The organism is Maribacter polysiphoniae, assembly GCF_003148665.1.
GTDB classification, from domain to species: domain Bacteria; phylum Bacteroidota; class Bacteroidia; order Flavobacteriales; family Flavobacteriaceae; genus Maribacter_A; species Maribacter_A polysiphoniae.
This window is the reverse complement of record NZ_QGGQ01000008.1, coordinates 75,455-90,326: the sequence shown is the minus strand read 5'-3', so window position 1 is coordinate 90,326 and position 14,872 is coordinate 75,455. Positions and strand designations below refer to the sequence as shown.

Annotated in this window: 14 protein-coding genes; 12 read left to right on the top strand and 2 right to left on the bottom strand. The window is 39.8% G+C overall.

Annotated elements, in window-relative coordinates:
• Position 1 precedes the first annotated feature (1 nt).
• The 3 genes from LX92_RS15645 (at position 2) to LX92_RS15635 (ending at position 2,721) form a co-directional block, all read left to right on the top strand.
• A complete protein-coding gene (locus LX92_RS15645) occupies positions 2-859 on the top strand; it encodes a prephenate dehydrogenase (protein ID WP_109652655.1) in 858 nt (285 codons plus the stop codon).
• 13 nt (positions 860-872) lie between these two features.
• On the top strand, positions 873-1,955 hold the full coding sequence (locus LX92_RS15640) for a bifunctional 3-deoxy-7-phosphoheptulonate synthase/chorismate mutase type II (protein ID WP_109652652.1): 1,083 nt from the start codon (positions 873-875) through the stop codon (positions 1,953-1,955).
• A 91-nt stretch (positions 1,956-2,046) separates the two neighbouring features.
• Positions 2,047-2,721: a head GIN domain-containing protein gene (locus LX92_RS15635; protein WP_109652649.1), complete on the top strand. Its 675-nt coding sequence runs from the start codon at positions 2,047-2,049 to the stop codon at positions 2,719-2,721.
• A 34-nt stretch (positions 2,722-2,755) separates the two neighbouring features.
• Here LX92_RS15635 and LX92_RS15630 read toward each other — a convergent pair whose 3' ends face one another.
• The gene (locus LX92_RS15630; protein ID WP_109652890.1) at positions 2,756-3,196 is read right to left on the bottom strand and encodes a hypothetical protein; all 441 of its coding nucleotides are present in this window, start codon (positions 3,194-3,196) and stop codon (positions 2,756-2,758) included.
• Between the two features lie 123 nt (positions 3,197-3,319).
• The gene (locus tag LX92_RS15625) at positions 3,320-4,132 is read right to left on the bottom strand and encodes a hypothetical protein (protein ID WP_109652647.1); all 813 of its coding nucleotides are present in this window, start codon (positions 4,130-4,132) and stop codon (positions 3,320-3,322) included.
• A gap of 106 nt (positions 4,133-4,238) precedes the next feature.
• Between LX92_RS15625 and rsgA the strand changes: the two genes are divergently transcribed.
• The 9 genes from rsgA to LX92_RS15580 all read left to right on the top strand — a co-directional run bounded on the left by rsgA (position 4,239) and on the right by LX92_RS15580 (position 14,771).
• Positions 4,239-5,189, top strand: coding sequence for a ribosome small subunit-dependent GTPase A (gene rsgA, locus LX92_RS15620; protein ID WP_109652644.1), 951 nt, complete (start codon positions 4,239-4,241; stop codon positions 5,187-5,189).
• Between the two features lie 33 nt (positions 5,190-5,222).
• The gene (gene dtd / locus LX92_RS15615) at positions 5,223-5,675 is read left to right on the top strand and encodes a D-aminoacyl-tRNA deacylase (RefSeq protein WP_109652642.1); all 453 of its coding nucleotides are present in this window, start codon (positions 5,223-5,225) and stop codon (positions 5,673-5,675) included.
• 79 nt (positions 5,676-5,754) lie between these two features.
• Positions 5,755-7,671, top strand: coding sequence for a DUF3857 domain-containing protein (locus LX92_RS15610; protein WP_109652639.1), 1,917 nt, complete (start codon positions 5,755-5,757; stop codon positions 7,669-7,671).
• A 61-nt stretch (positions 7,672-7,732) separates the two neighbouring features.
• Positions 7,733-9,748 (top strand): DUF3857 domain-containing protein, encoded by a 2,016-nt coding sequence (locus LX92_RS15605; protein ID WP_170117871.1) that lies wholly within the window; start codon positions 7,733-7,735, stop codon positions 9,746-9,748.
• Positions 9,714-10,040 (top strand): nucleotide pyrophosphohydrolase, encoded by a 327-nt coding sequence (locus LX92_RS15600; RefSeq protein WP_109652633.1) that lies wholly within the window; start codon positions 9,714-9,716, stop codon positions 10,038-10,040. The genes LX92_RS15605 and LX92_RS15600 overlap by 35 nt, the downstream gene beginning before the upstream one ends.
• A gap of 37 nt (positions 10,041-10,077) precedes the next feature.
• A complete protein-coding gene (locus LX92_RS15595) occupies positions 10,078-11,307 on the top strand; it encodes a 3-phosphoshikimate 1-carboxyvinyltransferase (RefSeq protein WP_109652630.1) in 1,230 nt (409 codons plus the stop codon).
• 95 nt (positions 11,308-11,402) lie between these two features.
• Positions 11,403-12,452 carry a tRNA preQ1(34) S-adenosylmethionine ribosyltransferase-isomerase QueA gene (queA, locus tag LX92_RS15590; RefSeq protein ID WP_109652627.1) on the top strand — a complete coding sequence of 350 codons (1,050 nt, stop codon included), beginning with the start codon at positions 11,403-11,405 and terminating at the stop codon, positions 12,450-12,452.
• 108 nt (positions 12,453-12,560) lie between these two features.
• Positions 12,561-13,607, top strand: coding sequence for a 23S rRNA (adenine(2503)-C(2))-methyltransferase RlmN (gene rlmN / locus LX92_RS15585; protein ID WP_109652624.1), 1,047 nt, complete (start codon positions 12,561-12,563; stop codon positions 13,605-13,607).
• Between the two features lie 186 nt (positions 13,608-13,793).
• The gene (locus LX92_RS15580) at positions 13,794-14,771 is read left to right on the top strand and encodes a polyprenyl synthetase family protein (protein WP_109652621.1); all 978 of its coding nucleotides are present in this window, start codon (positions 13,794-13,796) and stop codon (positions 14,769-14,771) included.
• Positions 14,772-14,872 lie beyond the last annotated feature (101 nt).

Genomic DNA, 14,872 nt, shown 5'->3' with positions numbered 1-14,872 from the left:
GATGAATGTATTTGTAATTGGTGTAGGTTTGATCGGGGGTAGTATGGCCAAGGATATTAAACGGCTGGTCCCCGAAGTCAAGATTCATGGTATAGATGCCAATGCCTCCCATTTAGAGGAAGCAATGGCCCTTGAATTGATTGATGTTATAGCGGACTTTGATGATTTGCATTTGGCAGACGTTGTGATAGTGGGTATCCCGGTAAATGCAATGCTGACCGAGCTGCCAAGGATATTGGATCACGTGGATGATGATTGCGTGGTTTTCGATGCGGGTTCAACAAAAGCGACGTTGTGCAAAATTTTGGAGGATCATCCAAAACGAAGAAATTTCTTAGCTTGCCACCCTATTGCTGGTACTGAGTTTTCAGGTCCTTCCGCAGCTATCGATCATTTGTTTCAAGGGAAGACCAATATTATCTGTGAGATTGAAAAAACAGCTTTTAAATTACAGGAAAAGGCCTTGGGACTTTTTCAGGAGCTTGGCATGAGAATAAGATATATGAATCCTGAGGCACATGATAAGCATATTGCCTATGTATCACATTTATCACACATCAGTTCTTTTATGTTAGGTAAGACTGTAATCGATAAGGAAAGAAATGAACGCGATATCTTTGACATGGCGGGAAGTGGATTTGAAAGTACCGTGCGATTGGCGAAAAGTTCACCAGCGATGTGGGCACCCATTTTTGAGCAGAATAAGGAGAATGTGGTTGAGAGTTTGGAAGAGTACATTGAGAATCTTGAAGCCTTTAAACAATTGCTGCTCAATGATAATTATGAAGGCATTTACGATGAAATGAACAATACGAATAAAATAAAGGAAATATTAAAAGGAATACCTTTGAACAAATAAGAGGAAAGTAAAAATGGAGAATTCAAAAGAAATGAGAACATGGTTGGATGATTTGGGACTAGATCATCCTTTGGTAATTGCAGGACCATGTAGCGCAGAGACCGAAGAGCAAGTCTTGAAAATAGCCCACGAACTTAAGGATACCGACGTAAACTACTTTAGGGCCGGTATTTGGAAACCAAGAACACGACCTGGCAACTTTGAGGGTGTTGGGGCATTGGGTCTTAAGTGGTTACAGCGGGTAAAGGCAGAAACAGGATTGAAGACAGCTACCGAGGTTGCCAATAAAGCCCATGTGGAATTGGCCTTGGAACATGATATTGATTTATTATGGATTGGAGCACGTTCAACGGTAAGTCCATTTATAGTACAGGAAATTGCAGATGCCCTTGAGGGTACTGATAAGATTGTATTGGTCAAAAACCCAGTCAACCCAGACTTGTCTTTATGGTTAGGGGCTGTGGAACGATTATATAGTAAGAATATCAAAAAGTTGGGTGTGATCCATAGGGGCTTTTCTACCTATGAAAAATCCAAATATAGAAATATTCCTGAATGGCAGTTGGCCATTGAACTACAGACGAAATTCCCGGATTTGCCATTGATCAATGATCCTTCGCATATTACAGGTAATAGGGATATGATCTTTGATGTTTCACAAACCGCATTGGATCTTAATTTTGACGGACTTATCGTCGAGACCCATTTCGATCCCGATAATGCATGGAGTGATGCTGCGCAGCAAGTGACTCCAAAGGCCTTGGTACAGATCATGAAGGATTTACGTATACGTAAAGAAACCGATGAGGAAGCGGAATTCAATAGCAAGCTGAGTAACCTTAGAACGCAAATTGATATCATCGATAACCAATTGATCGATATGCTTGGGAAACGAATGAAGATTTCAGATGGAATAGGGAGCCTTAAGAAGCAAAAGAATGTTGCCATCCTTCAAAGTAATCGGTGGAACTCGATTTTGGGAAGTATGATTTTGGAAGGGGAGTCAAAAGGATTGAGTGAGGAGTTTATACTGAGAATGTTTAAAGCCATTCACCAAGAATCCATCAATCATCAAGAGAAGATAATGCAAGGTTAAAAAAAATCCCGATTTTAAATCGGGATTTTTTTTTGAAAACTGTAACACTGGCAGCGGTATCACATCTTTAGATAAATCTAAAAGAATAACGATGAAAAAAATACTATTCCTTTTGGCGGTAATTAGTTCCATAACCGCATCGGCCCAAAGAATGATCGATAAAGAAGTGGGAGACTTCAATAAGATCAAGGTTTTTGATCTAATAGAGGTGAATCTCATAAAATCCGATGAAAATAGGATTACCATCAAAGGCGAGAATGTTTATGATATTAAGGTGGTGAATATGGATGGTACCCTGAAGTTGAAAATGCAATTGGACAAGAAATTTACGGGTGAGGATACCTTTATCGAGGTCTTTTACAAACATTTGGATGTGATTGATGGTAATGAAGGGGCCAAAATAGTCTGTAATGAATTGGTTCAGCAAGACCATCTTGAAATCCGTTCACAGGAAGGGGCCCAAATCAAGGCAGGATTGGATGTTGTCGATCTGGAGGTCAGGGCCGTAACAGGAGGTATCGTTGAGTTGTCCGGTTTAGCGGAAAACCAATCGATTGTATTGAATACGGGAGGAGTCTTTGAAGGGCGTGAGCTTAAAACATCCAATACGGAGGTGAAAATAACCGCAGCAGGTGAGGCTGAGGTATATGCATCGGAAAAAGTCGATATCAACGTAAGGGCAGGTGGGGATGTCTATGTGTATGGAAACCCCAAGGACATCAATAAAAAAACCCTGGCCGGTGGCAGGGTTCATATAAAAGATTGAATCAAAAAAAAGCCGGTTATAAACCGGCTTTTTTTTATCGTTTAAAAATGTATCGGGTAATGAAAATACCCTGACCATCCCCTTTTCCGCCATCACTCTCAACCGCACTGGTCACAAATGCCAATTCCCATCCGTCAGCAACCATTGCATTGATTTTAGAGGTGATTACAGCATCATTTGCAGCAATATTCTGAAAACGGATTCCCCCAATATTGAAAAAGTTCAATAATTTCGTCTCCTCGAAATTCTTTACCCTAATCTCATCCCTTTTCGATTTATTACGGCTCTTATCCTCCTCGGATTGCACACTGGTGAAATCTTGATAATCCTTTTTTTCAAGGGTGCTGATCAGTCTCGAACGTCCCAAGCCACTTGGTACTATAGACTCTACACTAGTGATTACCGTATATTCCTGGGCACTTAACCCAAAGGACATTAAGACTAGAAGGCAAAAAAGTAAAACGTTTTTTTTCATGATATAATAGTTTAAAGTTATGTGTGTTTCATGTATATAGCGGTACCCAAAGATCATAAAAAGGAATAAAAAAACCCGGCGAAAAGGCCAGGTTTTTTAACAGTTCGCATTCTAAATGCAGTTTTATTGAACGGAAAAGTCAAAAACCGATTGGTTTTCCCTTCCCTGTGGTACTTGTCCTTGGTAAATAAAGCAATACTCTCCGGGCTCTAGGGCATCTGGAGTCACTTTGAATTTATTTCCTTCTATCTCTTCCATTGAAAAGTTAAGGGCGTATTTAGGGTCGATACCACTGCTACTAGTGATCCAACTATCCTTACCCGTAATAACTTCCCTTAGATTTTTTCTGTCTTTAACCGTCAGTTTCACCAAGACAAATTCATTGGGGTTGCTGGCCATTCTAAACCACCAGTTGAAAATACCGGTATCACCGCCTTGGTTGTTTTGCATGTTGTCTACTTCCGTAACACTAGGGTCAAATATAAAAGTGAATTCAGGTGAATTGGTATTAAGAACATTGTTTGAATGTATACCGGGTAATTGTGCTTTCTTTTTTGAATTGATCAATCCAGATACCAATTTTTGGGCTACGGCATTTGAATTTGAACCGGAGAAAACACTAGGGTGGATCAACTTATCCTCACCATTTTCAGCCAAATAGTAAATGCCTGTTTTGGATTTGGTGTTTTGTTTGGATTTATCCATAATCAGCGAAATGACTTCAGAAGAAACCCCGGCTTTTTTCAAATTGCCCAATGCGGCGATGGAGGCATCGAATTTTACATCTGATGTATTGATCTTGTCAATGATCATATAATCATCGAAACCGAGTTCCATCATTTGTACAACAGATTCGTTGGTAATTGTTTCTTGAGCGACCAATACCCCCGAAAAGGTAAATAATAAAAGGTAAAAAGTTTTCTTTACTAAATTCATTTTTGCTTTGTTTTTTTGATTTTGTGTTAATGGAACTGCGCCAAATTTATAGTATTTTATGTTAATAAAAACAGTTACTTTGTAAATTAAGGGAATTTGTTAATTAATGAGAGGCATTGTTTATAAATCTACAGGCAGTTGGTATACCGTAAAATCGGTGGACGGGGATTTTTATGAATGTCGTATAAAAGGTAAATTCCGTATTAAGGGAATAAAAAGTACCAATCCCGTTGCGGTAGGGGATCATGTTGTTTTTGAGGTGGAAAATGCGGATGAGGAAACCATCGGGATCATCACCGAAATTGAGGATAGGAAAAATTACATCGTCAGAAAATCGGTAAAACTTTCCAAGCAGACCCATATAATCGCGGCAAACCTAGATCAGGTGTTTTTGTTGGTGACCCTTAAAAATCCAAAGACCTATACCATCTTTATAGATCGTTTCTTGGTCACGGCAGAAGCTTATCATATTCCTGCGGTTCTACTCTTTAATAAAATCGATTCCTACGATGAGGATGAGTTGTTGGAGGTTAAGTATCTAGCTGCCCTCTATCGGGAAATCGGGTATACCTGTATCGGTATATCGGCTACCACAGGTAAGAATGTCGATAAGGTAAGGGATTTAATGGTCGGCAAGATCAGTATGTTCTCCGGTAATTCCGGCGTGGGCAAATCAACTTTGATCAATGCTTTGGAGCCGACGTTACAGATAAAGACTGCCGAAATATCGGAACAACACCTACAGGGGCAGCATACCACAACCTTCGCTGAAATGTTCGATTTAAGTTTTAATGCCAGGATCATCGATACCCCTGGGATTAGGGGGTTCGGTATCTTCGACATGGGAAGGGATGAAATCGGTGACTATTTCCCTGAGTTTTTTAAACTTAAAAGTGGATGCAAATTCAATAACTGCCTTCATTTGGATGAGCCTAAATGTGCCGTGAAGGAAGCCCTTGAAAATAATGAGGTAGCCTGGAGCAGGTATAAAAGTTATGTTCAAATGGTAACAGGTGATGATGATACCTACAGAATCGATATTTTTGAGAAACCGTAAATTTATTTCAATCTAAAAGGTAATGATGTTGTCATGAAGGCTGTTATACAAAGGGTTTCGCGCGCAAGTGTTTCGGTGGAAGGGGAAACGATTTCCGAAATAGGTAATGGACTACTTGTTTTATTGGGTGTTGGCTATGGGGATGACGAAAATGACATAGCATGGCTTTCCCGTAAAATCGCAAATCTTCGAATTTTCAATGATGAAGATGGAGTCATGAACAAATCATTGGTCGAACAAGGCGGGGATGCCATTGTGGTGAGCCAGTTTACCCTACAAGCTTCAACCAAAAAAGGGAATCGGCCTTCTTACATAAAAGCGGCCAAGCCGGATATCGCCATTCCCTTATACGAGAAGTTCGTACAAAGGTTTCAAATAGATATAGCAAAGGATGTAGGTACAGGTATCTTTGGGGCCGATATGAAAGTGGACTTATTGAACGATGGACCGGTCACCATCATAATCGATACAAAATCACGGGAGTAGTAAATTTCTTAAATTTTTCTTAAAAAATGTAAGAAAAATATTTAAATTAGAGGTATAGGAATTCAACCATACTTGACTAATGCGCTTATCTTATCTACTATGCGCCCTTTTGGCGTTTACTTCTATTTTTTCCCAAGAAAAAACATACCAAGCAGTAAATCTCAATCCCCTTCTGACCAAAGATGCGAATGCGGTTGTTCGTTTGGATGAGATGAAAATCGAGGTATTGTCCAACCATTCCATGGTTTACGATGTAAAACAGGTTGTGACCGTTTTGAATAAAATGGGGAATAGCTATTCCAATACCCAATTGAATTATGATAAAGAGAAGAAAATAAAAAGTATTGAAGCTTTCATTTATGATAAAAATGGAAAAGAAATAAAGCGGATTAAAAGGAAGGATTTTCAGGATTTAAGTGCAGCGGATGGCTTTTCATTATATAGGGATGATAGATTATTGTATTATAACTATATCCCTATCCAATATCCATATACATTGGTGTTCAACTACGAAGTGGAAACGAGTGATACGGGCTTTTTTCCCCCGTGGTATTTCATTTATGGATATGGGGTTAGTGTTGAGAAAAGCTATTATGGGGTTAACTATTCCAATGCAAGTTTAGCGCCTGATATCAAGGAGTATAACCTTGCTGGATTTGATTTCAAAAAAACCAATGCACCCGGTAAGATTGTTTACGAGGCGGAAAACATACCAGCCTTTAAACATGAAGAGCTAAGTCCGAATTTTGCCGATATAGCACCGAGATTGAAAGTGAGGTTGAAAAACTTCAGTTTAAAAGGAATTGAGGCAAATGTGACCGATTGGAACGATTTAGGGGCCTGGATTGATGGTCATTTGTTAAAAGGCAGGGATGAACTGTCAATGGAGACCAAAAGGATCGTGCAGGATTTGGTGAAGGGGGTCGATGATACTTTGGAAAGGGCGAAAATCATATACAACTATGTTCAGGAGAATACGCGTTATATCAGTGTTCAAATTGGAATAGGGGGGTGGCAACCCATTAGTGCCATCGAGGTCGATAAAGTGAAGTACGGTGATTGCAAGGGTTTGTCAAATTACACTAAGGCCCTACTGAACGAAGTAGGGGTTGAGGCTTATTATACAGTCGTTCATGCAGGTAATGGGAAATTTGATTTTGATAAGGATTTTCCTGTGCTACAAGGTAACCATGTGATTTTGGCCATACCATACCAAGATGATTATTATTGGATCGATTGTACGTCGCAGGTACAACCTTTTGGGTTCATAGGTGATTTTACCGACGACAGGAATGTTTTGGTTGTCAAACCCGGGGGTGGCGAAATTGTGAAAACTATCGCATATTTAAATGAAGAGAATAAACAAAGTACAACGGCATCCTATTCATTGTCTTCCCAAGGGGCAATCAATGCCAAAGTGAAAATAGAAACAAAAGGCGTGCAATACGATAGAAGGTTTTATTTGGAAGATGAAACCAATGAGGATGTCGTAAAACACTATAAAAATTATTGGAGTACCATAAATAACCTGAATATTGATTCATTCGAATTCACGAATGACAAAGAAGGGATTTCCTTCCAAGAAAATGTGGTTTTAAACGCTAAAAGTTATGGTACCCTAAGTCAAGAACGCATGATTTTCGTGTTGAATGCTTTTAATAGATCGGACTACATACCTAAGAGGTACCGTGTACGTAAGAGACCTTTTGAAATTTCCCGGGGATATGAAGATACGGATGTGTATGATGTGAAAATACCGAAAGGTTACAAGGTTGAAGCAATGCCTGAGGCTACAACAATAGCCTCAGAGTTTGGCTCTTATAGTATGTCCGTAAAAGTGATCGATGGGGAAACCTTGCAATACAGAAGAACATTTTCATTGAAGTCTGGGTTATATGCACCTAATAAATATAATGATTATAGGGAGTTTAGAAAAAATATAGCCAAGTTGGAAAAGTCAAGAGTCGCTTTGGTGAAGAACATTAGGCAAGATTGAATATTAAGCACATTACATTATGCGTACCAATTTTATTTTATTAGTTACAGGTCTTTTTTTAATGAACATTTTTGCACAGGAACCAAAATTTGGTGATATCACCAAAGAGGAACTGGAGCAAAAAGAATATGCAAGGGATCCGGCGGCATCGGCGGCGGTCACTTATCGGAAAGTGGATATAACATATAATTACGTCAAGGGTGTTGGTTTTCGTGTGGATAAAAGTGTTTACGAACGTATAAAAATATTCTCTGCGGAAGGCTTTGAATATGGCACAATCTCGGAGAGCCTCTATCAGTCAGGTTCCGATCGTGAGTCACTTGGGGCAATAAAGGCGGTTACCTATAATTTAGAGAAAGGTAAGATTGTTAAATCCAAATTGGATAAAAGGGATGTCTTTAGTGAGGAAGTGAATAAATATAGGCTTCGCAAAAAGTTTACCATGCCCAATTTAAAGGAAGGAAGTGTTATCGAATATCAATATAGGATTTCTTCACCATTTAGCTACAATATCGATGAAATACTATTGCAATATGATATTCCTATTGTTCAACAAGTGATAGAAGTGGCCATACCTGAGTACTTTGTATTTAATGAGCGTACCAAGGGGTATTTGTTTTTCGATATTCAAAAGTCCAGAGGGTCGGGAAGTGTAAGTTTTACATCGACGAATAGGACTTCACGCGGAGGGTTTAATGCCATGGGGACCTCTATTTCAAGTTCTTCGGTTGACTTCTTTGAAAATGTTTCTTTGATTAGAATGAATAATGTTCCGGCGTTGAAGGAAGAACCCTATGTCAACAATATCAACAATTATAGAAGCTCAATCAAATTTGAACTACAGTATACCAAATTCCCAAATTCAACCATTCAGAATTACACCAGTGATTGGGAAAAAGTTGTCAAGAAGATTTATGATTTTGAAACCTTTGGCGGACAGTTGAATACGTCTAGATACTTCAAAGATGATCTGAATACGGTGCTTCAGGGCAAGACAACGGATGAAGATAAAATGATAGCCATTTACCAATATGTGAAAAACAGAATGAACTGGAATGGAAATTATGGTTATACTTCTGATGAAGGGGTAAAAAAGGCTTATGATTCAAAGACAGGTAATATAGCGGATATCAACTTGATTTTGGTAGGAATGCTTCGCGCAGCTGGATTGAAGGTCAATCCTATTTTGATCAGCACTAGAAGCCATGGCATACCCCTATTTCCTACATTAGAAGGTTTTAATTATGTGGCGGCCTCCTTGGATAGTAATGGTAATATTGTTCTTCTCGATGCTACGAATAAATTTGCAAAACCCAACCTGTTACCCACTAGGGCATTAAATTGGTTAGGTCGTGCTGTAGATGAAAATGGTTCTTCAAAGGAATTCTCCCTATCGCCTAAAATTGGAGCCAATGAGATGATAATGCTCGATGCCGAATTATCGGACACGGGTGAATTGAATGGAGCGTTAAGAAGGGTTTTGGAAGATGATTATGCGGCGTACATATTCAGGAATTCTTACGAGGCCTTGGATGAAGAAAGTTATCTAGGGAAGTTGGAGGAAAATTATAATGGCATAGAGATTTCTGAATATTCGATTAAGGATAAACTCAATATAGGTAAACCCGTAATGGAGAATTTTCATTTTTATGGAGATGACCTGGTTGAGTTTATAGGGGATAAGATCTATTTCTCCCCACTATTATGGTTTGCCAGGAAAGAAAATCCGTTTAAGTTGGAGAAACGGGTATATCCTATAGATTTCACGTATCCTGTCAAAAAAAAGTATATGATTAAAATAGATATCCCTGAAGGTTATCAGGTCGATTATATACCCGAGGGCATTAGATTGGTAATGCCTGAAAAACAGGCAAGTTTCATCTATAAGTTGGGGGCCAACGCGAATTCCGTGCAATTATATGTTGAAGAACAAATGAATGTACCTATTGTCCAAGCTAAAAACTATACCATTCTCAAGAATTATTATAAATCTATTATAGAAAAACAGTTAGAAAAAGTAGTTTTGTCCAAAGAAGAAGGCAATGGGAATACAGAAAGCACAACAGGAGGTAGATAATTGGATCAAAGAGCATGGTGTTCGTTATTTTAATGAACTGACCAATATGGCCCAACTTACAGAGGAAGTAGGGGAGGTGGCCCGTATCATTGCCCGCCGGTATGGCGAGCAGAGCGAAAAGGAATCGGACAAGGACAAGGATCTTGGGGAAGAGTTGGCCGATGTACTTTTTGTGGTCCTGTGTTTGGCCAACCAAACGGGGATAGATTTGGAAGCTGCTTTTGACAAAAAAATGGATATTAAGACAAAGCGGGACCACGATAGGCACCAAAACAACGAAAAACTCAAATAATAGTATATTTGAGGCTTCTATAAAAAAACCATACAACTTGAAGTTACACCTAATTGGTCCGTCAGGGAATATAGTAAAATCCAGTATCCAGATTACAGGTTCAAAGAGTGAGTCGAACAGGTCTTTGCTGTTACAGGCCTTATATCCGAATATTTCAATCCGTAATCGTTCCAATTCCGACGACGCTGAGGTTATGCAAAAGGGACTTGCTATAGAGAAGGGGGAGGTCGATATACACCATGCAGGAACCGCAATGCGTTTTTTAACCGGTTATTTTGCTTCCCAAGAGGGCAAAAATATTGTTTTGACCGGTTCCAAGCGAATGAAGGAAAGACCGGTGAAAATCTTGGTCGATGCTTTGGGAAGTCTTGGTGCCGATATTGAATACCTCGAAAAAGAAGGATATCCCCCGATTGGGATTCAGGGTAAAAAATTGACGGCGGGCAAGGTGAGTCTTCCTGCGGATATCAGCAGCCAATATATTTCTTCCCTTTTGTTGATTGCCCCCAGCCTGGAAAATGGTTTGGAAATGGAGTTGATCGGTAAGATAACCTCCGTTCCTTATATAAAAATGACCTTAGGGTTGTTAAACCAAATAGGTGTGCAAACTTCATTTGAGGGGAATACCATAAAAGTCTCCCCAATGAAGCAAGTAGATCCCATAGAATTGGTTGTGGAGTCGGATTGGAGTTCAGCCTCGTATTTTTACAGTATTGTCGCCTTAAGTAAGGTGGGTTCCGAAATACAGTTGGGGTCTTATAAGAACGATAGTTTGCAGGGTGATCGTGTTCTCGCCGGGATTTATACCGACTTCGGGGTTGAAACAACGTTTACGGTGGATTCAATTGTCTTGAAAAAAGTACGGAATCATAGGCTTAAATCCTTTACCTGCGATTTGGCAAATGCACCCGATATAGCCCAAACGATCGCAGTTACCTGTTTGGGATTGGGTATGGGCTGTGAGTTGACGGGGTTGCATACCCTGAAAATCAAGGAAACCGACAGGTTAGAGGCCATGAAGGCCGAATTGTCAAAATTTGGAGCTAAAGTTGAGGTTACCGATAGGGCACTCCTGTTGCAGCCTTCCTTTGATTTAATATCGGAGGTAGCTGTAGATACCTATAATGACCATAGAATGGCAATGGCCTTTGCGCCATTGGCACTAAAAACCTCCTTTGTGGTCAATGATGCCGAAGTGGTTTCAAAATCCTATCCCGATTTTTGGAAAGACCTTAAAAAACTGGGTTTTCAGGCTAGGGAACTATAATTGTCATTTAATCATCGTTTTACTTGACAACCCCTATTTCGAGGTCGTATATTTGCAGCCGCTAAAATTGCCAAAAAAAACAATACGTACACTATATGAAATTATCACATTTTAATTTTGAACTTCCAAAAGAATTGTTGGCCGAGTATCCTTCTGAAAACAGGGACGAATCCAAACTAATGGTCATACACCGGGAAACGGGGAAAATTGAGCATAAAATGTTCAAGGACCTTATTAATTATTTTGATGAAGGGGATGTAATGGTATTGAACAATACCAAGGTTTTTCCTGCAAGATTATATGGTAATAAGGAGAAAACAGGTGCGCGTATTGAAGTATTCCTTTTAAGGGAATTGAACGAAGAACAACGTCTTTGGGATGTTTTGGTCGATCCGGCACGTAAAATCCGTATCGGTAATAAACTGTATTTCGGGGAAGATGAGAGTTTGGTTGCGGAAGTTATCGATAATACTACCTCTAGGGGAAGGACTTTACGTTTTTTATATGATGGTTCCTACACCGATTTTAGAAGAAAGCTTAGGGAATTGGGTGAAACCCCATTGCCAAAGTACATTAAAAGGGATGTTGAGCCAGAGGATGAAGACCGTTACCAAACCATTTATGCAAAACATGAAGGAGCCGTTGCGGCACCTACAGCAGGTCTCCATTTTTCCAAACACCTTTTGAAACGATTGGAAATCAAGGGAATCGATTTTGCCGAGGTTACCTTGCATGTTGGTCTGGGTACTTTCAATCCGGTAGAGGTTGAAGATCTTTCCAAACATAAAATGGATAGCGAAGAGCTGATCATCGACGAAAAAGCAACTGAAATAGTGAATACCGCAAAAACCAATAAAAGAAAAGTGTGTGCTGTTGGTACTACGGCCATGCGTGGTTTGGAAAGTGCCGTTTCTTCGGAACATACCCTCAACACCTTTAATGGTTGGACGAACAAATTTATTTTTCCTCCCTATGAGTTCAGTATTGCGACTTGTATGATCACCAATTTCCACTTGCCAAAATCCACATTGATGATGATGGTTTCTGCTTTTGCTGGTCACGATTTAATGAAGAAGGCATATAAGGAAGCGATTATGGAAGGCTATAAGTTTTATTCTTATGGTGATGCCATGTTGATTTTATAATCAGGAGAGCACTTCCGCAGTAGCGGAAATTAAAAAGATACCGAATAGTAAAATCCCACTTTGCGATGTATATTGAATGTGGGATTTTCTATTTTCTACCTTAATCAAATGGAAGAGAAAGTAAAAAAGAAGGATATAAGGGCATTGACCTTGGACCAGTTGCGCGAATTTTTCGTCAATAATGGCGATAAGGCGTTTCGGGGTAATCAAGTCTATGAATGGTTATGGCAAAAATCGGCACATACCTTTGATGTCATGACCAATATTTCGAAAGAAACCCGTGATCTTTTGACTTCCAATTTCGTGATCAACCACATTAAGGTAGACCAAATACAACGTAGCTCGGACGGTACCATAAAAAATGCGGTTCGTTTACATGATGATCTGGTGGTAGAGTCAGTACTTATTCCCACAAAATCCAGGACTACGGCCTGTGTATCGAGTCAAGTCGGGTGTAGTTTGGATTGTAAGTTTTGCGCCACATCCAGATTAAAGCGTATGCGGAATTTAAACCCTGATGAGATTTATGACCAGGTTGTAGCCATAGATAATGAAAGTCGTTTATATTTTGACCGACCGTTAAGCAATATTGTGTTTATGGGAATGGGTGAGCCATTAATGAATTACAACAACGTGCTTAAGGCCATTGATAAGATAACTTCCCCGGAAGGTTTGGGGATGTCACCCAAAAGAATCACTGTTTCTACTTCCGGTGTGCCCAAGATGATCAAGAAGATGGCTGACGAGGAGGTAAAATTCAATCTTGCCGTTTCTTTACATTCTGCCATAGATGAAATCCGCACCTCGATAATGCCATTCAATGCGACCATGAATTTGGCCGATCTTAGGGAAGCCTTACAATATTGGTACAGCAAGACCAAAAACAGGATCACCTATGAATATGTAGTCTGGAAAGGGATAAATGATAGTCAAAAAGATGCGGACGCCTTGGTCCAATTCTGTCGTTTTGCCCCTTCAAAGGTAAATTTGATAGAGTACAACCCTATTGATGATGGTCAATTTCAACAAGCAAACGACAAGGCCATTGAGATGTATGTAGCAACCCTCGAGCGTAAAGGGATTACCGTTACCGTACGTCGTTCCCGTGGCAAGGATATTGATGCGGCCTGTGGCCAACTGGCAAATAAGATTTAGAGGAAGGATTCAACAGGGGGGTAACCCCGTAGGCCAAAAGAAGATCGAAAATTTTGTGGTCAGTAACAGATTGATTGTGATGTACTTATTGTTAAAAGTGTCCCTGTCACAAAAACGTGCGCCATATCCTTTTAATTTTCCCTAAATTTAACCACCTAACCAAGTGGGACAATAAAGCAAATTTACTTGAAAGTAGTATCTCAAATAAAAGACCCTGTTATCCTGGAAATGGAACTTTTTGAAAACAAGTTCCGTGAATCCATGTCCTCAAAGGTTGCCTTGTTAAATCGAATCACCTATTACATCGTAAACCGCAAGGGGAAGCAAATGCGTCCCATGTTCGTTTTCTTGACGGCCAAATTGTTGAATAATGGGGAGGTCAATGAACGTACGTATCGCGGGGCCTCGATTATTGAGCTCATACATACCGCTAGTCTGGTACACGATGATGTTGTTGATGAAAGTAACAAACGGCGTGGATTTTTCTCTATAAATGCTTTATGGAAGAACAAAATAGCGGTCTTGGTAGGGGATTACCTTTTCTCAAAAGGGTTGTTGTTGTCCCTGGACCATGGCGATTTTGACCTACTCCGTATTATTTCGGTAGCGGTACGTGAAATGAGCGAGGGCGAATTGTTGCAGATAGAGAAAGCACGGAGACTGGATATCGTTGAGGATGTGTATTACGATATCATACGCCAAAAAACGGCAACCTTGATCGCCGCCTGTTGCAGTATGGGGGCCTGTTCGGTAAAGCCGGATTCCGAGGAAGTGGAAACTTTCAGAAAATTTGGGGAATATTGTGGAATGGCCTTTCAGATCAAGGATGACCTTTTTGATTATGGCAATCAGCAAATTGGGAAACCCACGGGCATTGATATCAAAGAACAGAAAATGACCCTGCCTTTGATCCATGTACTCAATACCTGTTCCAAGTCTGAAAAAAAATGGCTGATCAATTCGGTCAAAAACCACAATCGTGATAAGAAGCGGGTAAGGGAAGTGATCCAATTCGTAAAAGACCAGGGTGGATTGGATTATGCCGAAAACAAAATGCACGAATTTAAACGACTCGCATTGGATATACTGTTAACCTATCCTCAAACGAATTATCGGGACTCCTTGGAACTTATGGTCAACTACGTTGTTGACAGAAAAAAATAAACTGCAATTAGCTTATACATAGTTAATTATGTTTTAATAATTTTATTTTTCATTCTCCAGGCAACTATCTTCCCTTGTATTGCGTCTATCTTTATAGAAGC